Source organism: Streptomyces sp. NPDC051020 (genome assembly GCF_040683105.1).
Lineage (GTDB): Bacteria > Actinomycetota > Actinomycetes > Streptomycetales > Streptomycetaceae > Streptomyces.
In genome coordinates, this window is sequence record NZ_JBFBCG010000010.1 from 114,043 (window position 1) to 134,051 (window position 20,009).

Sequence of the window (20,009 nt, forward strand, 5' to 3'; positions counted from 1 at the left end):
CCCGGAAGCCGGGTGGCCGGTGCACCCCCGCACCGGCCACCCGGCTTCCCCATCCCGAGCAACTGCCCCCGCGACCCCCGGAGCCCCTCATGGGACGTTATGTGATCCGGCGGCTGCTGCAGATGATCCCGGTCTTCTTCGGCACCACGCTGTTGATCTTCCTCATGGTGAACGTGATGGGTGACCCCATTGCGGGTCTCTGCGGCGAGCGCCAGTGCGATCCTGCGACCGCCGCCCGACTCCGCGCGGAATTCGGCCTCGATAAGCCGGTCTGGCAGCAGTACGTCACCTACATGGGCAATGTCTTCACCGGCGACTTCGGCACCGCGTTCAACGGCCAGAAGGTCACTGAGCTGATGGCCACCGCCTTCCCCATCACCCTCAGGCTCACCATCGTCGCGATCGTTTTCGAGATCGTCATCGGCATCAGCCTCGGCGTCGTCACCGGCCTGCGGCGCGGCCGGCCCGCCGACACCACCGCGCTGGTCCTGACCCTCGTCGTGATCTCCGTCCCGACGTTCGTCACCGGTTTGCTGCTCCAGCTCCTCCTCGGTATCCAGTGGGGCATCGTCAAGCCGTCCGTCTCCCCACAGGCGCCGGTCAACGAGCTGCTCGTCCCCGGATTCGTTCTCGCCTCCGTCTCCCTGGCGTACGTCACCCGGCTCACCCGGACCTCGATCGCCGAGAACGCCCGCGCCGACTATGTCCGTACCGCCGTCGCCAAGGGTCTCCCCAGGCGCCGGGTCGTCGTCCGGCACCTGCTGCGCAACTCGCTGATCCCCGTCGTCACCTTCATCGGTACGGACGTGGGCGCCCTGATGGGAGGGGCGATCGTCACCGAGCGCATCTTCAACATCCACGGCGTCGGCTACCAGCTCTACCAGGGCATCCTGCGCCAGAACTCCCAGACCGTCGTCGGGTTCGTCACCATCCTGGTCCTCGTCTTCCTGGCGGCCAACCTGGTCGTCGACCTCCTGTACGCCGTACTCGACCCGAGGATCCGCTATGCCTGAGCAGACGCCGGACGAAGCGATCTCCGCGGGAGGAGCGGGTGCGGGGATGGGCCTTGCGGTCGAGGAAGGGGAGACGCTGGAGAAGACCCCGGGCGGCCCCGAGGGGACGGGACCCGCGGAGAAGCCGCGCAGTCTCTGGTCGGACGCCTGGCGCGACCTGCGCCGCAACCCGGTCTTCATCATCTCCGCCCTGATCATCCTCTTCCTGGTGATCATCTCGATCTGGCCGTCGCTGATCGCGGACCAGGACCCCCTCAACTGCGATCTGGGCAAGGCCCAGGAAGGCTCCCAGCCCGGCCATCCGTTCGGCTTCGACGGACAGGGCTGCGACGTCTACACCCGTACCGTCCACGGAGCCAGGGCCTCGGTCACCGTGGGCGTCTGCGCCACCCTCGGGGTCTCGCTCCTCGGCGGCATCCTGGGCGGGCTGGCCGGCTTCTTCGGCGGCTGGTGGGACTCGGTCCTCTCCCGTATCACCGACGTCTTCTTCGGCATCCCGGTCGTCCTCGGCGGTCTGGTCTTCCTCTCCGTGGTGACCGGCTCCACCGTGTGGCCGGTGATCGGCTTCATCGTCCTGCTGGGCTGGCCGCAGATCGCCCGTATCGCCCGCGGCTCGGTCATCACCGCCAAGCAGAACGACTACGTGCAGGCGGCCCGCGCGCTCGGCGCCTCCAACAGCCGGATGATGCTCCGCCACATCACCCCGAACGCCATCGCTCCGGTCATCGTCGTCGCGACCATCGCCCTCGGTACGTACATCTCGCTGGAGGCGACCCTCTCGTACCTCGGTGTCGGACTGAAACCACCGGCGGTCTCCTGGGGCATCGACATCTCCGCAGCCTCCCCGTACATCCGCAACGCCCCGCACATGCTGCTCTGGCCCGCCGGGGCGCTGGCGATCACCGTGCTCGCGTTCATCATGCTCGGCGACGCGGTCCGCGACGCCCTCGACCCCAAGCTGCGCTGAGGAGCCCGCCGCGATGTTGCTCGAAGTGCGCGATCTGCACGTGGAGTTCCACACCCGGGACGGGGTGGCCAAGGCTGTCAACGGGGTCAACTACTCGGTGGCCGAAGGTGAGACGCTCGCCGTGCTCGGCGAGTCCGGCTCCGGCAAGTCGGTCACCGCGCAGGCGATCATGGGGATCCTCGACATGCCGCCCGGGAAGATCAGCGGCGGCGAGATCGTCTTCAAGGGCCGCGATCTGCTGAAACTGAAGGCGGAGGAGCGCCGGAAGGTCCGCGGTCAGCAGATGGCCATGATCTTCCAGGACGCCCTGTCCTCCCTCAACCCCGTGCTCAGCGTGGGGGAACAACTCGGCGAGATGTTCGTGGTGCACCGAGGGGCGTCCCGCAAGGACGCCAGGCTGAAGGCCATCGAGCTGATGGACCGGGTCCGCATCCCCGCCGCGAAGGAACGGGCCGGGAACTACCCGCACCAATTCTCCGGCGGCATGCGCCAGCGCATCATGATCGCCATGGCGCTGGCGCTGGAACCGTCGCTGATCATCGCGGACGAACCCACCACCGCCCTCGATGTGACCGTCCAGGCCCAGGTGATGGACCTCCTCGCCGAGCTCCAGCGCGAGCTCAACATGGGCCTCATCCTGATCACCCACGACCTGGGCGTGGTCGCCGATGTCGCCGACTACATCGCCGTGATGTATGCGGGCCGGATCGTGGAGTCGGCCCCCGTCCACGAGATCTACAGGGCGCCCGCCCACCCGTACACCAAGGGCCTGCTCCAGTCGATTCCGCGGCTGGACCAGAAGGGCCAGGAGCTGTACGCCATCAAGGGACTGCCGCCCAACCTGCTGCGCATCCCGCCCGGCTGCGCCTTCAACCCGCGCTGCCCGATGGCCCAGGAGATCTGCCGCGGCGAGGTGCCGCCGCTGTTCGAGGTGGCCGAACACCGCGAGAGCGCCTGCTACTTCTGGAAGGAGACGCTCGATGCGCGCTGAACAGGGGGGCATTCGCACGGGCGGCGAACCCATTCTGGAGGTCATCGACCTCGTCAAGCACTACCCGCTGACCCAGGGCATCCTGTTCAAGAAGCAGGTCGGTGCGGTCAAGGCGGTCGACGGTGTCTCGTTCGAGCTGGCCGTGGGCGAGACCCTCGGCATCGTGGGGGAGTCCGGCTGCGGCAAGTCGACCGTCGCCAAGATGCTCGTCCATCTGGAACAGCCGACGTCCGGCGCGATCAAGTACAAGGGCGAGGACATCACCAAGCTGTCCGGACGAGCGCTGAAGGCCGTGCGGCGCAACATCCAGATGGTGTTCCAGGACCCGTACACCTCGCTCAATCCGCGGATGACGGTCGGCGACATCATCGGGGAGCCGTACGAGATCCACCCCGAGGTCGCGCCCAAGGGCGAGCGGCGGCGCAAGGTGCAGGACCTGCTCGATGTGGTCGGCCTCAACCCGGAGTACATCAACCGCTATCCGCACCAGTTCTCCGGCGGCCAGCGCCAGCGCATCGGCATCGCCCGCGGGCTGGCCCTCCACCCCGAGATCATCGTCGCCGACGAACCGGTCTCGGCCCTCGACGTCTCCGTACAGGCCCAGGTCATCAACCTGCTCGACCGGCTGCAGGCGGAGTTCAACCTGAGTTACGTCTTCATCGCGCACGACCTCTCGATCGTCCGGCACATCTCCGACCGGGTGGGCGTGATGTACCTGGGCAGGCTCGCCGAGATCGGTACGGACGAGCAGATCTACGATCACCCCACGCACCCGTACACCCAGGCTCTGCTGTCCGCGGTGCCGGTGCCGGACCCGAGGGCGCGCGAGTACCGCGAGCGGATCATCCTGCACGGCGACGTGCCCTCCCCGGCCAACCCGCCGTCCGGCTGCCGCTTCCGTACCCGCTGCTGGAAGGCGCAGGAGCGGTGCGCAGTGGAGGTGCCGCTGCTCGCGGTCCCGGCCGTCTTCCGCCTGACGGACACCGCGGCAGCACACGATTCGGCGTGCCATTTCGCGGAGGAGAAGCAGGTGGTGCCGCCGGAGGAGCCCGGCGGGTCCGGTGAGCCGGCTGCACCTGACGACTGAGCCGGCTGCACCCGACGACGGCACGAGCGAGGGCGACGGGCCGGCACCCTCGCCCGGAGCTGCGCACGCCGACTGACCGCGGCCGGGAACGCGACCCCGGATTCGTTGACGCGCGGGCAACGTGACCGTCGCGCGTCCGATGTACGAACGCGCCGGCATGGACGACGTACGGCCGTGCGGGTGTCGGGAACCGGCCGGGAGGCTGTCATGTCCCTCCGGCCGGTTCCGACACCCCGCCCCCACCGCCCAGGACCGGCGCTGCGGCTACCCGCAGCCCGGTGTGTTCGGGCCCCTGCCGCCCTCCCAGCCCCCACCGGGCTGGGTAGGCCCGCCGGGCCGTCGGAAGGCGTCGAGGGGCTCCCTCAGGGCCTTCGAGCCCGGAGGGAGACCGAGGGCGGAGCGCCCGCCTACCTGTCCAGCCCCAGTGCCCGCTTCAGGAAGTCGACCTGCAACAGCAGCAGATTCTCCGCAACCTGCTCCTGCGGAGTCATGTGCGTGACCCCGCTCAGCGGCAGCACCTCATGCGGCCGCCCGGCCGAGAGCAGCGCCGATGACAGCCGCAGCGAGTGCGCGACCACCACGTTGTCGTCCGCCAGCCCGTGGATGATCATCATCGGCCGGACCTGGTCCGCGGCCTCGGACAGCCCGTCGTCGGTGAGGAGCGAGTTGTACGCGTACACCTCGGGCTGCTCGGCCGGATCGCCGAGATAGCGCTCGGTGTAGTGCGTGTCGTACAGCCGCAGGTCGGTCACCGGCGCACCCACCACTGCCGCATGGAAGACGTCCGGCCGCCGGAGCGCGGCCATGGCCGCCAGGTATCCGCCGTACGACCAGCCGCGGATGGCCACCCTGGAGAGATCCAGCGGGAACCTTTCGGCGAGCGCGTGCAGCGCGTCCACCTGGTCGTCGAGGCTGAGGGCGAAATTGTTCTTGACCGCCTTCTCCCAGCCGGGTGAGCGCCCCGGTGCGCCGCGGCCGTCCGCGACGACGACCGCGAAGCCCTGATCGGCGAACCACTGCGATGTCAGGTGCGGATTATGGGCGGCGAGGACCCGACGCCCGTGCGGTCCACCGTACGGATCCATCAGGACCGGAAGCGGACCATCCGACTCCTGATAGCCGGTGGGGAGCAGCACGGCGCACGGAATCCGCCGTGCGCCCCCCTCGGTGAACTGCACCCGGGCCGTCAGAACCGGCTCCTCCGCGTGGTTCGTGACCGTCGCGACCTGCTTGCCGCTCCGGAGCACCCGCACCTCCGTGCCGGGCCGCTCCGGCGACGCCGAGACCAGCACGGTCACCTCGCCCGCCCGGACCGCGGAGTGCACCCCCGCCCCCTCGGAGAGCCGCTCCACGCCCAGCTCATTGACCCGGTAGACATGGCTCTGCCCGATCTCCGGCTCCGCCGCGTCCTCGCCCGCCGAAGCCGACACCAGGACGTCCGACTCACCGATGTCCAGGACCGCCTGGATCTGCAACTGCGCCCCGGTCAGCGGCCGGTCGCCGACCGCGAGGACCCGCGCCCCGCCCTCGTCCGCGATCCGCACGAGCCGCCCGTCCGGCGCCCACGCGGGCACCCCGGGGAACAGGTCCAGCCACACCGGGTCCTCGTCGACGTGAACCGTGCGCGTCGCACCGCTCTCCGTGTCGACCGCGAGGAAGAGCTGACTGCGCTGGTCACGGGCCTGCACCAGGATCAGCGGGGCGCCGTCCGACGACCAGTGCACCTGCGCCAGATACGGATACCGGGCCCGGTCCCACACCACCTCGGTACGGGCCCCGTCCAGGTCCGTCACCAGAAGCCGTACCTCCGCGTTGGGTGTCCCCGCCGCCGGGTACGCGACCTCGGCGGGCTTGCGGTCGGGGTGTGCCGGGTCGGCGATCCACCACCGCTTCACCGCACTGTCGTCGACTCTTGCCACCAGCAGCCGGTCCGACTCCGGCGACCACCAGAAGCCGCGCGAACGCTGCATCTCCTCGGCCGCGATGAACTCCGCGAGACCGTATGAGACGTGCGCGTCCTCCGGCTCCGCGAGCGCCCGGTCCCCGTCACCCTCCGCCCCCACGACGCGCAATGCGCCCTTCGATACGTACGCGACATGGCGCCCGTCGGGCGACGGGCGCGGGTCCAGCACCGGGCCCGGCACCGGCAGCGCGCGGGCCGTCCCGGCCCTCAACTCGGCGACGTACACCTTTCCGGAGAGCGCGAACGCCGCCAACTCGGCTGCGGAGTCGACCGCATAGCCGACGATCCCGGCGGACCCCTCGCGGCTCCGCTCGCGCCGCGCCCGCTCCTGCGGGGACAGCTTCTCCGCCGAACCGCCCAGCAGCGCCTCGGGGTCGGCGACGACCCGCTCCTTCGGCGTGGAACCGTCCGCCAGGTCCAGCACCCACAGCCGGTTGGTGCGGTCCGTGCCGGAGGCCGACCGCAGGAAGATCACCCGCTCCCCGTCCGGTGAGACGGTGAACGCCCGCGGAGCACCGAGGGTGAACCGCTGTGTTCTGGCGTGCTGACGGGGAAACGAGAGCTTCTGCGAAGTCATACCCCCGAACCCTAGGGCCTGATCGGAGCGGGAACCACGGAACCGGATGCGGCGCCCGACCGTCCGGTCGTGCGCCCCTCGTGCTGCTGTGCCCCGATCAATGCGATGGCACGGATAGTTATGATCCATAGCGCTCGGTGGGTATGAACCTGCTGGCTCCATGTGTGCTGCCCGTCCCGACCGTACTGATGGAGGTGAACCGCCGTGGCACTCTCGATTTCGGCGGTGGTGCTGCTGGCGATCGTCGTCTTCCTGCTGATCCGGAAAGCCGGACTGAAGGGCGGACATGCGGTGGTCTGCATGCTGCTCGGTTTCTATCTCGCGAGTTCGTCCATGGCACCCACCATCTCGGAGCTGACCACGAATGTGGCCGGCATGATCGGCGACATCAGGTTCTGACCCGGGACCCCTTCGGATCATGCCGGGCGCGCGGGGCCCGGCAGGCGTGGCTGCGACGGGCTCCGGCCCCCTCCGTGGTCGGCCCGCAGGGCAGTCGGCTCGTAGGGTGGGTCCCATGACGGACCTTCCCGCCCGTCGTCTGCTCCTGGTGCATGCGCACCCCGACGACGAGTCGATCAACAATGGCGCCACCATGGCCCTGTACGCGGCCCGGGGCGCCCGGGTCACTCTGGTGACCTGCACGCGCGGCGAGGAGGGCGAGGTCATCCCGCCCGAACTCGCCCATCTCGCGGCCGACCGGGACGACACCCTGGGCGACCACCGCATCGGTGAACTCGCTGCCGCGATGAAGGAGCTCGGGGTCACCGACCACCGTTTCCTCGGCGGACCCGGACGGTTCCGCGACTCCGGAATGATGGGTGCCGAGCAGAATCACCGCCCCGGCGCCTTCTGGAACACGGACGTGGACGAGGCCGCCGGGTACCTCGTGGAGGTGATCCGCTCGGTACGCCCGCAGGTCCTCGTCACGTATGACCCCGACGGCGGGTACGGGCACCCCGACCACATCCAGGCGCACCGCGTCGCGATGCGCGCCGCGGACCTGGCAGCCGACCCCGCGTACCGTGGCGGACTCGGTGCCCCGCACGCCATCGACAAGATCTACTGGAACCGGGTGCCGCGCTCCGTCGCCGAACACGCCTTCGCACGGCTGCGCTCGACGGCTCCCGACGCCTTCCCGGGGATCGCCGCGATCGACGACGTACCGGGTGTGGTGAACGACACCCGGATCACCACGGAGATCAACGGTGCCGCCCACGCGGGGGCCAAGACGGCTGCGATGCGGGCACACCGCACCCAGATCGCTGTGGACGGCCCGTTCTTCGCCCTCTCGAACGATCTGGGTCAGCCCGTCTTCACCACCGAGTACTACGAGTTGGTACGCGGAACATCCGGAGCGCCCGAGGGTGCACGGGAACACGATCTCTTCGCAGGCGTACCGGGCGTACCGGGCGTACCGAGCGCATCGTGCGTATCGGGCGCATCGGGTGCGGAGAACGTGCCAGGGGCTGAGTCGGGAGCACGGTCATGAGCAGCGACAAGCAGCGTCGGCCCCGCACCGGCACCCCACCCCGGGAGCCCGCGCCCACCGGTCTCGCCGCACCCCTGAAACCGGGCCGCGTCGGGGCGTACCTGGGCCTCGCGGTCCTCGGTGCGCTCGTCGGGCTCGCCGGAGCGTTGGTCCAAGCCGCCTGGTTCCCGGGCGGTTTGCTGCTCGCACTGGTGGCCTGCGCCGGACTGTTCTACGGAGGCCGCCTGCTCATCGGGACCCAGGCCGGCGCCCTCGCGCCCGCCGCGGGCTGGCTGATTTCGGTCATCGTTCTGCTCGGCGGACGGCCGGAGGGCGACTACGTCTTCGGAGACGAACTGGGGCTCACCCTCTTCATGCTGGGAGGGATGGCCGTCGCTGTGATGTGTGCCACCATGTCGCGGTCGCCCCAACAGGGCGCCGACAACGGCCGACCTGGCAAGTAATGTGCCACGTCCGATCCCGTAATGCCCCCTGTCCATCCGGGAGGCGCACCGTCGTTTCCCCCGGTCGCGGGGTGTCTGTCGGTGGCGGCCAGTATGGTGGTTCGCGCGCCGAGCCGTCCCCTGGCCTGCGGCATGGGGGAAGTACGGGCGGCGGAGCCAATCGGGAGAACCTGCTTTGAGTCGTGAAACTGACAGTTCGTCCACCGGCGCCCAGGGGCGCGGGGGAGCCGCGTATCCCTCGGGTACGCCGCCGTACGGATCACGCCAGTATCCGTCGCTGCACCCTTCGCAGGACGCCCCGGAGGAGACCCCGGAGCCTGCGAGCCCGCCTCAGTCCGAAGAGCCGAGGACCGAGACGACGCTGACGACGCGTATCCGGATCAACATCCCCGGCTCGCGGCCCATCCCGCCGGTCGTGATGCGTACGCCGATGAGCGACGCCGACACGGACGCCTCGCGTGAGCGCACGGTCAGCACGCCGCGCCCGGGAGCACCCGCGTCCGGCGGTGCGCCCAGTGCGTCGAGCGGGCCAGGTGCGTCGGGCGGACCGGCCACCGACGGGGGAGACGGCTCCGCGAGCGCGGAGCCGAGCGCCGAGAAGCCTGCCAAGGAGAAGAGCGGCAGCGACTGGTTCGCCCCGCGCAAGGCACCGACGAACACGTCGGTGGTCGACGCTGCGGCCGGCCCGGCCGGCAGTGCCGCCGCTGCCGGACCCGCCGGTGCGGGCGGGGGTGCCGGGTCCGGTGCTCCCACCCCGCCGCGCGCCGATCTGCCGTACTTCTCGGACGGGCCGCAGCGCACCGGCGACCAGGACGCACCCCGCCCCGGCGACGACTCCGCGGCCCCGGGCGGGCCTCGCGCCACGCCGAATCTCGGTGTGCGTACGCCGGGCCCGTCCGGCCCGACGACCGGCCCGGTCACCGGCACCTCGTCGCTGACTCCTCGCCTCGGCGGACCGGACGGCTTCGGCCCCGGCTCCGGCCCGGCGGGTCCGGGTGCGGGCCAGACGCGCCCCGGCGGACCGTCCGCTCCCGGCGCCCCCGGTGGCGTACCCCCGCGGATGTCCGACGACACGGCCGTCCTCACGCCGCAGTTCGCACCGCCCGGCCCCGGCGACCATGTCTCGGGGGAGACGCTCAACAGCGGCATCCCTGTCGTCCCGCCGGAGCGCCGCTCGGCGGCCGCCCCGTCCCCGTTCTCGAACGCGGGCGGCCCGGGGGGGCCCGGTCCGCGTGCCGACCTGTCGCCCCGGATCCCGAACGACCCGATGGGCGGCGGACCGGCAGGACCGGGCGGCCCCGCCGCGCGGACGCCCGAGCCCGCCCACCCTGCCCCGGCCCCCGCGAAGAAGAAGGGCCGCTCGAAGCCGGTCCTGCTCGGCGCGGGCGTCGTCGTCCTGGCCGGTGTCGCCTACGGCGCGGGGTTGTTGATGAACCACTCCGAGGTTCCCAAGGGCACCACTGTCCTCGGCGTCGACATCGGCGGCGGCACGAAGGAGCAGGCCGTCGCCAAGCTGGACGCGGCTCTCGGCGAGCGCGCCAAGACCCCTCTCCAGCTCTCCGTCGACGGCAAGAACGAGAAGCTCGCCCCGGAGAAGGCCGGTCTCACGCTGGACAGTGTGGAGACTGTGCGCGGCGCCGCGGGCAGCGACTACAACCCGGTCTCCGTGATCGGCTCCCTCTTCGGTGCCGAGCGCAAGGCCGACCCGGTGATCCCGGTCGACGAGGAGAAGCTCGGGGTCGCGCTGACGGACCTGGCGGGAGTGTCCGGCTCCTCCAACGACGGCACGATCAAGTTCGAGCCGGGCAGGGCCGTCGCGGTCCCCGGCAAGGTGGGCAAGACGCTGGACGTCAACAGGTCGATGATCTCGGTGCGGGACGCGTACCGCGCCCAGGTGCAGACGGGCAAGCCGGCCACGGTCCAACTGCCCGTCACCACCCGCCAGCCCACCATCGCCCGGGCCGAACTGGACCGGGCGATGAAGGACTTCGCGAAACCCGCGATGTCCGGCCTGATCACGATCAAGGCGGGGGCGAAGCAGATCCAGTTCGGACCGGCAAAGTCGCTGCCGCAGATCCTCTCCATGAAGGCGGTCGACGGCCGGCTGGTCGAGGTCTACGACAAGACCGCGATCGACACCCTCTGTGACGGCGTCTTCGACGGCATCATGATCACCAAGGGTGACGGCCAGAAGCACCAGCTCAGTGCGGACGACGTGGCACACGCCATGCAGACCGCGCTGCTCGGCAAAACCCCCACCGAGCGCACCGCCACCATTGCCCTCGACGGCAACGGATAGCACCACCGAAGCGCGGATCCCCATGACGCCGTCTCCCGTTCCGGGGGGCGGCGTCATGCGTGGGGCATGACATCTGTCATCCCCGATTCACGACCCGTGACCCTGCCGGGCGGACACCCCGCTTCGCCAGGCTGTGCGCATGACAACGACAGCCACCGAAGCCACCACCGCGCACGCCGCAGTGGTCAGCTTCGACCAGGTCAGCAAGGCGTACGGAGACGTACGCGCCGTCGACGGGCTCACCCTCGACCTGCACCCCGGCGAGACCGTGGCGCTCCTCGGCCCCAACGGCGCCGGCAAGTCCTCCACTCTCGACCTGCTCCTCGGCCTGCGCACCGCGGACTCCGGCACGGTCCGGCTCTTCGGCGCGTTCCCGCAGGAGGCGATCGCCAAGGGCCGGGTCGGCGCGATGCTGCAGACCGGCGGCCTGATGGAGGACGTCACCGTCGAGGAGCTCGTCCGGCTCGTCTGCGATCTGCACCCGCGGTCGTACCCGGTCGGCGACGTGCTGGCCCGCGCGGGCATCGCGTCGATCGCCGACCGGATGGTCAACAAGCTCTCCGGCGGCCAGGAGCAGCGCGTACGGTTCGCGCTCGCCACCGCCGGGGCCAGTGACCTGATCGTCCTCGACGAGCCGACCACCGGCATGGACGTCACCGCCCGCCAGGCGTTCTGGGCCACCATGCGGGAACAGGCCGAGCAGGGCCGTACCGTCCTGTTCGCCACCCACTACCTCGAAGAGGCCGACGCGATCGCCGACCGCGTGCTCGTCCTCCACAAGGGCCGGCTCCTCGCCGACGGCACCGCCGCCGAGATCAAGGCGAAGGCCGGAGCCCGCCGGATCTCGTTCGAACTGGAGGGCGCGATCGACGAATCGGCCCTGCGCGGCCTGCCGTTCCTGTCCGTGCTCGACGTCAGCGGCAACCGGGTCCGTATCCAGTCGCACAACGCCGACGCGACCGTCCACGCGGTCTACGCACTCGGCCTGTACCCGCGCGAACTCGAAGTCGCAGGACTCGGCCTGGAGCAGGCCTTCGTCGCCATCACCGAGGCCGAGGAGGCCAGGACCGCATGCTGAATTTCTTCTCGTGGGCGCTCATCAAACTCGAAGTGACCCGCACCCTGCGGAACAAGAAGTTCATGTTCTTCTCGATCATCTATCCGTCGTTCATCTACCTGCTGATCTCCGGCACCCGGAACACCACGGACAAGGTCCCGCACACCGATCTGACCATGCAGGCGTTCTTCATGGTCTCGATGGCCTCCTTCGGCGCGCTGACCGCCGTCCTCATGGGTAACAGCGAGCGCATCGCCAAGGAGCGCGAGAAGGGCTGGGTCCGCCAGCTGCGCCTCACCCCGCTGCCCAGCCGCGGCTACGTCCTGGCGAAGATCGCCAGCGCCGCGATGGTCACCCTGCCGTGCATCGTGGTCGTGTTCCTGGTCGCCGCCGTCGTCAAGCACGTACGGATGGAGACCTGGCAGTGGTTCGCGCTGATCGGGGTCATCTGGGCCGGATCGCTGGTCTTCGCCGCGCTCGGGGTCGCCATCGGCTACATCGCCAGCGGGGACGCGGTCCGCCCGATCACCATGATCATCTATTTCGGTCTGTCGATCCTCGGCGGCCTGTGGATGCCGAGCGCGACCTTCCCGCAGTGGCTCCAGAACATTTCCGAGTGGCTGCCCACCCACGCGTACGCTGCACTTGGCCAGGCAGTCGAGATGGGCGGCTCGCCGCATGCCAAGGACGTCGCCATCCTCTGCGCCTACTTCCTGCTCTTCACGGGTGGCGCGGCCTGGCTCTACCGGAAGGACACCCTGAAGGCGTGAACGACGACGAGACGTTCGTGGGGATCGGGCGCTCGCCGACCAACCGCCGTCAGGTGGGCGTCAAGCTGCTCTGGATCGGCATCTGGCTCGCGTTCATGAGCGCCCCGGTCAAGGACCTCATCGATGGCAACCACACCCCGTGGGCCGCTGCGCTCGGCGCCCTCGGCCTGCTGGTCTTCGTCGGGACGTACCTGGTCCTGGTCTTCCGCCACACCTCGAAGGCGCTGGACCGCCGCCGGGTCGGGGCGACGGTCGCCTTCCTCGGAGCCCTGGCAACCGTCCTCTCCCTGACGCTGGGCACCCCGTGGCTGGTCCTCTTCGTGTACGTCTCCGTCACCGTCGGGGCCACCCTGCCCCCGCGGACCGCCGGCTGGCTGATCCCCGTCGTCACCGCCGTACTCGTCGGCATCGGCCTGACCGGCGACCATCCGCGTGATGTCATCACCGCCCTGGTCTTCCCCGCTCTGCTCGGCGGGTTCGCCATGACCGGCGTACGGCAGATGATCCGCACGACGATCGAGCTGCGCGAGGCCCGCGCCACCGTCGCCCAGCTCGCCGCCAACGAGGAGCGGCTGCGGCTCGCCCGCGATCTGCACGACCTGCTCGGTCACTCCCTCTCCCTGATCACGCTCAAGAGCGAGCTGGCGGGGCGGATGCTTCCCGACCGCCCCGACCAGGCGGCGCTCCAGGTCGCCGACATCGAACAGGTCAGCCGCCAGGCGCTGGTGGACGTCCGCAGTGCGGTCACCGGCTACCGGCGGCCCACCCTCCCCGGCGAACTCGCTGGGGCCCGTACCGCACTCGCCGCCGCGGGCATCGTCGCCGACATCCCGGCGGACGCCCCCGCCGAGCTCCCCGAGAAGCCGGAGGAGGTCCTCGCCTGGGCGCTGCGGGAAGCCGTCACCAATGTCGTACGCCACAGCGGCGCCCGCCGCTGCGCGGTCACGCTCACCCCTCGGCAGACGCTCGACGGCCGGGTCCTCGAACTCACGGTGGAGGACGACGGCCGGGGCGGCTCCGGAACGAAGCCGGGCAACGGCCTCACCGGCATCAGCGAACGACTCGCCACCGTCGACGGCACGCTGACCACCCGGGCCACCAGCTCCGTTTCCGGCAAAGGCTTCACCCTCACCCTCAGTGTTCCGCTCGGATCCGCCCTAGGATCCGGTGAATGAGCATGATCAGACTCCTCCTTGCCGAGGACCAGTCCATGGTGCGCGAGGCCCTCGCGGCGCTGCTCGGCCTGGAACCCGACATCGAGGTGGTGGCCCAGGTCGCCCGCGGTGACGAGGTCCTCGCGGCGGCCCGCGAGAATGCCGTCGATGTCGCCCTCCTCGACATCGAGATGCCGGGCATGACCGGCATCGAAGCGGCGGGCGTGCTGCGCCGGGAGCTCCCGGCCGTGAAGGTCGTCGTCGTCACGACCTTCGGCCGCCCCGGCTATCTGCGCCGAGCGATGGAGTCGGGCGCGGACGCGTTCCTGGTGAAGGACGCCCCGGCGTCCCAACTCGCGATAGCGGTACGGAAGGTGCTCGCCGGCGAACGCGTCATCGATCCGACCCTGGCGGCTGCCGCGCTTGCCGACGGCGCGAGCCCACTGACCGAGCGCGAACGCGACGTGCTGCGCACGGCGGCCGACGGTTCCACCAACGCGGAGATCGCCACAGCCCTCCATCTCTCGCAGGGCACGGTCCGCAACTACCTGTCCACAGCGATCCAGAAGACGGCGGCACGCAACCGGGCGGAAGCGGTGCGTATCGCGAGCGAGAAGGGCTGGCTGTAGCGTCCGCCCCGGGCGTGCGGCAGCCCTCGGCGCTCCCTGACCTGGAGAAGTTCCGGCTTCGCAGGATCGGTGGAGCTGGCACACTCCTGCTTCATGACGACTGGACGGAGCGCGGGCGTGAACCTGCGCGTCGGTGCGGAGGACGCGGAGCTCTCCGCCCGGCTGAGCGAAGAGCTGACCGCCTTCAACAACCATGCGACGGGCGCCCACGACGACCGGGGGCTCTCGGTGCGGGTCACCGACGAGGCGGGTGACCTGGTGGCGGGGCTGGTCGGCTGGACCTGGGGCGGGTGCGCCGGGATCTCCGAGGTGTGGGTGCGGGCCGACCGGCGTCACGAGGGGTGGGGCGCCCGACTGGTGCGCGCCGCCGAGGACGAGGCTCTGGCGCGCGGCTGCATCTCCGTGATCGTCTCGTCGATGTCCTTCCAGGCGCCCGGTTTCTACCGCCGACAGGGCTACCTGGAGACCGGGAGTGGCGGTGGGCTCCCGGGCGGCCACACCCGCCATCACTTCTTCAAGGAGTTGGAACGGACGGAGAACGTCGGCTAGGTCCTGTCCCGGTGTTTCAGGCGCGCGTCTCCTCGTCGAGATGGGCGAACACCACCACGTTGTCCTTGTAGTCCTTGGCCTTCCTGTCGTAGGTGCCGCCGCACGTGATCAGGCGGAGCTGGGCGGACGGGGTGTCGGCGTACACCCGCTTGTCGGGGAAGTGCGCCTTGCTGAAGGTCTCCACCGAGTCGACCTTGAACGAGGCGACGCTGCCATCCGCCCTCGTGATGTCGACCGTGGCCCCCGGTTTCAGGAACCGAAGCTGCAGGAACACCGCCGGGCCGGTCGTCGTATCGACGTGACCTGCGACGATGGACGCGCCGCGCTCACCGGGCGTCGCGCCGTCCTTGAACCAGCCCACCAGGTTCTTGTCGTTGGGGGGCGGGGCGTCGAGCTGTCCGGTCGGACCGATGGACAGGGGGGTGAAGGGGGCGTCGACGGCGATCGTCGGGATCCGGAGCCGCTTCGGCTTGGAACGGGGCATGGACGGCCCCTGGCGGGAAGCGGAGGCCGAGGGGGCGCCGGAGGCCGAGGGGGCGCCGGAGGCCGAGGGGGCGCCGGAGGCCGAGGGGGCGCCGGAGGCTGGGGAGCCAGCTGCCGGGGCTCCGGGAACGCCGGGCCCGGGGACGGCGGGTGCGAGCACCGCGGGGGTGGTCAACGGCTTGTTGTCGTCCGAGATGCCGAGGGAGTTGTAGATCAGGAGCAGGCCCAGCCCTGTCGCTGCCGCGGGCCAGAGCAGGGCGCGGCCGATGGCGGGGGAGCCGGGCCGGGAGGGGGCGGAATCGGACGACTGCGGGGCGGCCATGAGAGCGTGCCTTTCTTCTTTCCTTCTGCTGGGTGGCATCAGTCAGTTGGTGCTCGGTCAGCCGGTGGAACCGGGGAAAAGCAGCCGCCGCGGTCGCCGTCCCGGGGGACGGCGACCGCGACAGCTGCGCGAGATCAGCGGTTCAGCTCCTTCAGGCCACCGCGCCGCCCGTGGCCTGACGGCGGCGCATCTTGTACGCACCGACGCCGAGCCCACCGATGAGCAACGCCGAACCGGCGGCCAGACCGCCACCGGTCACCGCGGTCCCACCACCTCCGGTGTGGACGCCGCCGCTGGGCTTGTCGCCTTGGCCCCAGCTGCCCTTTTCGCCCTTGCTGCCGTGGCCGCCGCCGTAGCCGCCCTCGTCGTCGCCGCCCTCGTCTCCGCCCTTCTTCGATTGGTCGTCGGAGTCGTTGCCGGGCTGCCACTCCTTGGCCACCGTCATGGCCATGGCGCCGCCACCGGTGTGGACGCCTCCGCGGGGCTTGTCGCCGTGGCCCCAGCTGCCCTTTTCGCCCTTGCTGCCGTGGTGGCCCTTTTCGCCCTTGTCGCCCCAGCCGCCCTTCTCGCCCTTGTCGCCCCAGCCGCCCTTTTCGCCCTTGTCACCCTTCTCGCCGTGGTGGCCCTTTTCCCCCTTGTCGCCCCAGCCGCCCTTCTCGCCCTTGTCGCCGTGGTCGCCCTTGTCGCCCCAGCCGCCCTTCTCGCCCTCGTCGCCCTTGTCGCCGTGGTCGCCCTCGTCGCCCTTGTCGCCCTCGTCGCCCTTGTCGCCGTGGTCGCCCTTGTCGCCCTTGTCGCCCTTGTCGCCCTCGTCGCCGTGGTCGCCCTTGTCGCCGTCGCTCCAGTCGCCGTCGCCCCAGGTGGCCTCGTTGCCGCCTTCGTCGCCGTCGTCGGAGTCGTTGCCGGGCTGCCACTCCTTGGCCACCGTCATGGCCATGGCGCCGCCTCCGGTGTGGACGCCGCCGCTGGGCTTGTCGCCGTGGCCCCAGCTGCCCTTTTCGCCCTTGCTGCCGTGGTGGCCCTTGTCGCCCCAGCCGCCCTTCTCGCCCTTGTCGCCGTGGTCGCCCTTGTCGCCCCAGCCGCCCTTCTCGCCCTTGTCGCCGTGGTGGCCCTTGTCGCCCCAGCCGCCCTTCTCGCCCTTGTCGCCGTGGTGACCCTTTTCGCCCTCGTGGTCGCCCTTCTCGCCCTCGTCGTCGTGGTCGCCCTTCTCGCCCTTCTCGCCGTGGTCACCCTTGTGGCCGTGGTGGCCCTTTTCGCCGCGGTCGTCGCCGCGGTCGCCGTGCTCATCGCCGCGGTCGTCGCCGCGGTCGCCGTGCTCATCGCTGCTGGAGGAGGAACCGCCGTCCCAGCCATCGGTCAAGCCGATGGCATGGGCAGCGGGACTCGTGATGGCGAGGGCCGCGGTGATCGCGGCCGAAGCGAACAGTGTGCGGGCAGAGCGCATCTGAACACATTCCTTTCGACGCGACTGCGATGAGTGACTGGCTGTCGACTCAAAGTGACGCAGTTGCGACGTGATCCACCGTTAACCGGAATGCGACTCGGCGCCATCGGGAATCTGTGCATTGGGGCTACGTCATGAGCCCTTCGAGTGGCGATTTACAGATAATCACCCATCGGACTGCATATCATGGCGTAATCAGGTTTGGTGCAGCATGCCCACCCATTTGCTGACATTCCTTCATGGTGACGCGCCGTGCGATCGGGGCGGCGAGACCCTTGCAGTTGGCTCGAACTCGCTTACAGCGACGCCTGGTTGACGATGTCCTGTACGTGAGTGATCCCCGGGGCTGCCCTCCGCGTCGCCCCAGCGGCCCTGCAGTGCCGGGGAGGCGCCCGGCCCGCGCTCCCATGGTGTCAGCTCCTCTAATTCAGCAAGGCCCGCGCCGCCCGCGCCCGCCCCCGAACCATCTCCGCCGCCGTCGGCTCCACCGCCTCCACCAGCTCCGCGTACTCCTCCATCTCCTCCGCCCCGCGAAGGAACTCCCCGCTCTGTACGAGCAACTGCGCCCGCTCGTAGCGCAGCCGCGCCGGATGCGAGGGAAGCAGCAGCGACAGGTCCACCGCCCACAGCGCCACTCGCGTGCACTCCGGGCGGGCCGCCGCCCACGCCCTGATGTTGTTCAGGATCCGCAGCACGATCTCCAGCGGCCGGGCCGGCACCAGCATCGACGGCTCGAGTGGTGCCCCGGTTGTCCCCGTCACCAGAAGCTGCGCGTCCTGGCCGGTCATCGGCCTGCCGCCGGCGAACGGGTCGGCCAGCACCTGTTCCGCCGGATCGCCGAACCCGACGACGAAATGACCCGGCAGCGCCACCCCGTACACCGGGGCGCCCGCCCGCCGCGCCACCTCGATCCACACCACCGAAAGCAGGATCGGCAGCCCGCGGCGGCGCCGCAGCACTTCGTGCAGCAGCGAGGACTGCAGCCGTTGGTAGTCCGTCGATGAGCCCTCGAATCCGCAGCGTTCGCCGAGTAGTTCGGCCACCGCCGAGGCCCAGGCGCGCCCGCTCCGTGCCCCGTACGGAAGCAGTCCCGCCAGCCGGTCCAGTTCGATCTGCGCAGCGTCGATCCCGTCCGCGTCCAGCGCCGGGTCGGCCTCCGCGGCCAGCAGCAGGCAGAGCAGGGCGAGGTCGGGGCGTTCGGCGCGGGCCTCCTCGGCGAACTGCCGGCGTGGGTTCAGTCCTGGGTTCATGGGGGACATGCTCCTGCCCCTACGCGGACCGGAAGTGGTGGTACAGGTGATGGGTCACGAAACCCATGCGGTCGTACAGCGCGTGTGCCCCCTCATTCTCCGCCTCCACCTGCAGCCACGCCGCCGACGCACCCTCGTCCAGCGCCTGCCGGGCCAGTGCGGTCATGACGGCGGAGGCCAGGCCCCGCCGCCGGTACGCGGCATCGACCTCGACGGCCATGAAGCCCGCCCAGCGCCCGTCCACGACACATCGCCCGATCGCGGCAGGCGCCTCGCCCGCCGCGTCACCCGGCACGGTCGCGAACCACACCGAGGGCCCGCCGGCCAGCACCTTCAGTACACGCGGGCTCGGAGTGCGGAGGCGCTGGTACCGGGAGAGCCATGCCTCGTCGATCTCCCGGCTCAGCCGCACCCCTGCAACGTCTGCATCCAGATCGCCGATCGGCGCCAGAGCCGCGATCCGCACCTGTGCCGTGACCTCGCGCCGCCACCCGTGCTCCTCCAGTTCCGCGCACAGATTCTCCTGTGTGCCTTCCGCGCCCGTCGCGGTCTGGATGTACGCGGGCAGCCCGCGGGCTTCGTACCAGCGCTCCACCCGCGCGAGCGCCTCGTCGAGCGGTACCCCCGGATCGCCGAGCGGCAGTACGGAGTTGGCACGCCGGGTGAACCCCTCCGCCGCGCGCAGCTGCCAGTGCCCGAGCGGTTCGCTCTCCACCGGCTGCCAGGCGCGGGCACAGACGTGGGCGAGTTCGGCGAACGTGGCCGACGGACCCCGGCGCCGGGCCGGCGCGGACGGGACGACCTTGCCCGCCACCAGCGAGGATTCGTCGATGTGGACGGATTCACCGCTCTTCGGTGTGATGGACAGCACATGATTGTTCCAGGATGTGAGAACCCCGACGGTGTCGGTGAACTTCCAGCCCGCCGCGCCGTCCTCCGAACGACGTCGGACTGATACCCGTTTGCCCACGTCAGCCGGGGTGATCCGGACCTCAGCCTGTCCGCCGATGGTGAATTCCACAGCTCTCTCAGCCCCTCCTGTTCGGTTCGTGCCCAGGAACGGAGATACTAGGTGCGGGCATCGACGACGCCGCGCTCCCGCGCGAGAGCCAACGCCCTACCGAGGAGGAACGACAGCGTGACCTACGTCATCGCGCAGCCTTGTGTCGACGTAAAGGACAAGGCCTGCATCGAAGAGTGCCCCGTCGACTGCATCTACGAGGGCCAGCGGTCCTTGTACATCCACCCGGACGAATGCGTCGACTGTGGAGCCTGTGAGCCGGTCTGCCCGGTCGAGGCGATCTTCTACGAGGACGACACCCCGGAGGAGTGGAAGGACTACTACAAGGCGAACGTCGAGTTCTTCGACGACCTCGGTTCGCCGGGTGGTGCCTCCAAGCTGGGTCTGATCGAGCGCGACCACCCGTTCATCGCAGCGTTGCCGCCGCAGAACCAGTAACCAGCGGCCAGCACGTGCGCCGCCCCGGTCCCGTACGGCTCGTCACCGTGCGGGACCGAGGTGTTT

At 70.3% G+C, this 20,009-nt stretch carries 19 protein-coding genes; 14 read left to right on the plus strand and 5 right to left on the minus strand.

The window, feature by feature from the left end; all coding sequences use genetic code 11:
- The first annotated feature begins 89 nt into the window (after window positions 1-89).
- From AB0N06_RS08340 to AB0N06_RS08355, 4 genes are read left to right on the plus strand one after another with little or no spacing between them, the layout of a single operon-like run.
- A complete protein-coding gene (locus AB0N06_RS08340; RefSeq protein ID WP_366133897.1) occupies window positions 90-1,013 on the plus strand; it encodes an ABC transporter permease in 924 nt (307 codons plus the stop codon).
- Window positions 1,006-1,980, plus strand: a complete 975-nt coding sequence (locus tag AB0N06_RS08345; RefSeq protein WP_366133898.1) for an ABC transporter permease — start codon at window positions 1,006-1,008, stop codon at window positions 1,978-1,980. Before AB0N06_RS08340 ends, AB0N06_RS08345 begins: the two co-directional genes overlap by 8 nt.
- Window positions 1,981-1,993: 13 nt before the next feature.
- Entirely contained in the window at window positions 1,994-2,971 is a 978-nt protein-coding gene (locus tag AB0N06_RS08350) for an ABC transporter ATP-binding protein (protein ID WP_366133899.1), read from the plus strand.
- Complete coding sequence (locus tag AB0N06_RS08355; RefSeq protein ID WP_366133901.1) at window positions 2,961-4,058, plus strand: dipeptide ABC transporter ATP-binding protein; 1,098 nt, start codon at window positions 2,961-2,963, stop codon at window positions 4,056-4,058. The genes AB0N06_RS08350 and AB0N06_RS08355 overlap by 11 nt, the downstream gene beginning before the upstream one ends.
- A gap of 407 nt (window positions 4,059-4,465) precedes the next feature.
- Here the strand turns inward: AB0N06_RS08355 and AB0N06_RS08360 are convergent, their stop codons facing one another.
- Window positions 4,466-6,598: an alpha/beta fold hydrolase gene (locus AB0N06_RS08360; RefSeq protein WP_366133902.1), complete on the minus strand. Its 2,133-nt coding sequence runs from the start codon at window positions 6,596-6,598 to the stop codon at window positions 4,466-4,468.
- A gap of 204 nt (window positions 6,599-6,802) precedes the next feature.
- Here AB0N06_RS08360 and AB0N06_RS08365 point away from each other — a divergent pair, with 204 nt between their 5' ends.
- From AB0N06_RS08365 to AB0N06_RS08405, 9 genes are all read left to right on the plus strand, one after another.
- On the plus strand, window positions 6,803-6,997 hold the full coding sequence (locus AB0N06_RS08365; protein ID WP_358861943.1) for a hypothetical protein: 195 nt from the start codon (window positions 6,803-6,805) through the stop codon (window positions 6,995-6,997).
- A 115-nt stretch (window positions 6,998-7,112) separates the two neighbouring features.
- Window positions 7,113-8,087, plus strand: coding sequence for an N-acetyl-1-D-myo-inositol-2-amino-2-deoxy-alpha-D-glucopyranoside deacetylase (gene mshB / locus AB0N06_RS08370; protein ID WP_366133903.1), 975 nt, complete (start codon window positions 7,113-7,115; stop codon window positions 8,085-8,087).
- The gene (locus AB0N06_RS08375; protein WP_366133904.1) at window positions 8,084-8,530 is read left to right on the plus strand and encodes a DUF6113 family protein; all 447 of its coding nucleotides are present in this window, start codon (window positions 8,084-8,086) and stop codon (window positions 8,528-8,530) included. Before mshB ends, AB0N06_RS08375 begins: the two co-directional genes overlap by 4 nt.
- A gap of 175 nt (window positions 8,531-8,705) precedes the next feature.
- The gene (locus AB0N06_RS08380; RefSeq protein ID WP_366133905.1) at window positions 8,706-10,829 is read left to right on the plus strand and encodes a hypothetical protein; all 2,124 of its coding nucleotides are present in this window, start codon (window positions 8,706-8,708) and stop codon (window positions 10,827-10,829) included.
- 139 nt (window positions 10,830-10,968) lie between these two features.
- The gene (locus AB0N06_RS08385) at window positions 10,969-11,907 is read left to right on the plus strand and encodes an ABC transporter ATP-binding protein (protein ID WP_366133906.1); all 939 of its coding nucleotides are present in this window, start codon (window positions 10,969-10,971) and stop codon (window positions 11,905-11,907) included.
- On the plus strand, window positions 11,901-12,656 hold the full coding sequence (locus AB0N06_RS08390; RefSeq protein WP_366133907.1) for an ABC transporter permease: 756 nt from the start codon (window positions 11,901-11,903) through the stop codon (window positions 12,654-12,656). The genes AB0N06_RS08385 and AB0N06_RS08390 overlap by 7 nt, the downstream gene beginning before the upstream one ends.
- Window positions 12,653-13,831 carry a sensor histidine kinase gene (locus AB0N06_RS08395; protein WP_366133908.1) on the plus strand — a complete coding sequence of 393 codons (1,179 nt, stop codon included), beginning with the start codon at window positions 12,653-12,655 and terminating at the stop codon, window positions 13,829-13,831. Before AB0N06_RS08390 ends, AB0N06_RS08395 begins: the two co-directional genes overlap by 4 nt.
- Window positions 13,828-14,439 carry a response regulator transcription factor gene (locus AB0N06_RS08400; protein ID WP_358861936.1) on the plus strand — a complete coding sequence of 204 codons (612 nt, stop codon included), beginning with the start codon at window positions 13,828-13,830 and terminating at the stop codon, window positions 14,437-14,439. Before AB0N06_RS08395 ends, AB0N06_RS08400 begins: the two co-directional genes overlap by 4 nt.
- A 93-nt stretch (window positions 14,440-14,532) precedes the next feature.
- Window positions 14,533-14,988 carry a GNAT family N-acetyltransferase gene (locus AB0N06_RS08405; RefSeq protein ID WP_366133909.1) on the plus strand — a complete coding sequence of 152 codons (456 nt, stop codon included), beginning with the start codon at window positions 14,533-14,535 and terminating at the stop codon, window positions 14,986-14,988.
- Window positions 14,989-15,004: 16 nt separating this feature from the next.
- Here AB0N06_RS08405 and AB0N06_RS08410 read toward each other — a convergent pair whose 3' ends face one another.
- From AB0N06_RS08410 to AB0N06_RS08425, 4 genes are all read right to left on the minus strand, one after another.
- On the minus strand, window positions 15,005-15,793 hold the full coding sequence (locus AB0N06_RS08410; RefSeq protein ID WP_366133910.1) for a class F sortase: 789 nt from the start codon (window positions 15,791-15,793) through the stop codon (window positions 15,005-15,007).
- Between the two features lie 151 nt (window positions 15,794-15,944).
- A complete protein-coding gene (locus AB0N06_RS08415; RefSeq protein ID WP_366133911.1) occupies window positions 15,945-17,234 on the minus strand; it encodes a hypothetical protein in 1,290 nt (429 codons plus the stop codon).
- 422 nt (window positions 17,235-17,656) lie between these two features.
- Window positions 17,657-18,493, minus strand: a complete 837-nt coding sequence (locus tag AB0N06_RS08420; protein ID WP_358861932.1) for a transglutaminase-like domain-containing protein — start codon at window positions 18,491-18,493, stop codon at window positions 17,657-17,659.
- 10 nt (window positions 18,494-18,503) lie between these two features.
- The gene (locus AB0N06_RS08425; protein ID WP_366133912.1) at window positions 18,504-19,505 is read right to left on the minus strand and encodes a GNAT family N-acetyltransferase; all 1,002 of its coding nucleotides are present in this window, start codon (window positions 19,503-19,505) and stop codon (window positions 18,504-18,506) included.
- A 117-nt stretch (window positions 19,506-19,622) separates the two neighbouring features.
- Between AB0N06_RS08425 and fdxA the strand changes: the two genes are divergently transcribed.
- Window positions 19,623-19,943 carry a ferredoxin gene (gene fdxA, locus AB0N06_RS08430; RefSeq protein ID WP_037688837.1) on the plus strand — a complete coding sequence of 107 codons (321 nt, stop codon included), beginning with the start codon at window positions 19,623-19,625 and terminating at the stop codon, window positions 19,941-19,943.
- Window positions 19,944-20,009: the final 66 nt, after the last annotated feature.

What these genes read in the sequence shown, in the direction of transcription:
- AB0N06_RS08340 (WP_366133897.1), top strand. Translation starts at nt 90, where the DNA reads ATGGGACGTTATGTGATCCGGCGGCTGCTGCAGATGATCCCGGTCTTC.
- AB0N06_RS08345 (WP_366133898.1), top strand. Translation starts at nt 1,006, where the DNA reads ATGCCTGAGCAGACGCCGGACGAAGCGATCTCCGCGGGAGGAGCGGGT.
- AB0N06_RS08350 (WP_366133899.1), top strand. Translation starts at nt 1,994, where the DNA reads ATGTTGCTCGAAGTGCGCGATCTGCACGTGGAGTTCCACACCCGGGAC.
- AB0N06_RS08355 (WP_366133901.1), top strand. Translation starts at nt 2,961, where the DNA reads ATGCGCGCTGAACAGGGGGGCATTCGCACGGGCGGCGAACCCATTCTG.
- AB0N06_RS08360 (WP_366133902.1), bottom strand. Translation starts at nt 6,598, where the DNA reads ATGACTTCGCAGAAGCTCTCGTTTCCCCGTCAGCACGCCAGAACACAG.
- mshB (WP_366133903.1), top strand. Translation starts at nt 7,113, where the DNA reads ATGACGGACCTTCCCGCCCGTCGTCTGCTCCTGGTGCATGCGCACCCC.
- AB0N06_RS08375 (WP_366133904.1), top strand. Translation starts at nt 8,084, where the DNA reads ATGAGCAGCGACAAGCAGCGTCGGCCCCGCACCGGCACCCCACCCCGG.
- AB0N06_RS08385 (WP_366133906.1), top strand. Translation starts at nt 10,969, where the DNA reads ATGACAACGACAGCCACCGAAGCCACCACCGCGCACGCCGCAGTGGTC.
- AB0N06_RS08390 (WP_366133907.1), top strand. Translation starts at nt 11,901, where the DNA reads ATGCTGAATTTCTTCTCGTGGGCGCTCATCAAACTCGAAGTGACCCGC.
- AB0N06_RS08400 (WP_358861936.1), top strand. Translation starts at nt 13,828, where the DNA reads ATGAGCATGATCAGACTCCTCCTTGCCGAGGACCAGTCCATGGTGCGC.
- AB0N06_RS08405 (WP_366133909.1), top strand. Translation starts at nt 14,533, where the DNA reads ATGACGACTGGACGGAGCGCGGGCGTGAACCTGCGCGTCGGTGCGGAG.
- AB0N06_RS08410 (WP_366133910.1), bottom strand. Translation starts at nt 15,793, where the DNA reads ATGGCCGCCCCGCAGTCGTCCGATTCCGCCCCCTCCCGGCCCGGCTCC.
- AB0N06_RS08415 (WP_366133911.1), bottom strand. Translation starts at nt 17,234, where the DNA reads ATGCGCTCTGCCCGCACACTGTTCGCTTCGGCCGCGATCACCGCGGCC.
- AB0N06_RS08420 (WP_358861932.1), bottom strand. Translation starts at nt 18,493, where the DNA reads ATGTCCCCCATGAACCCAGGACTGAACCCACGCCGGCAGTTCGCCGAG.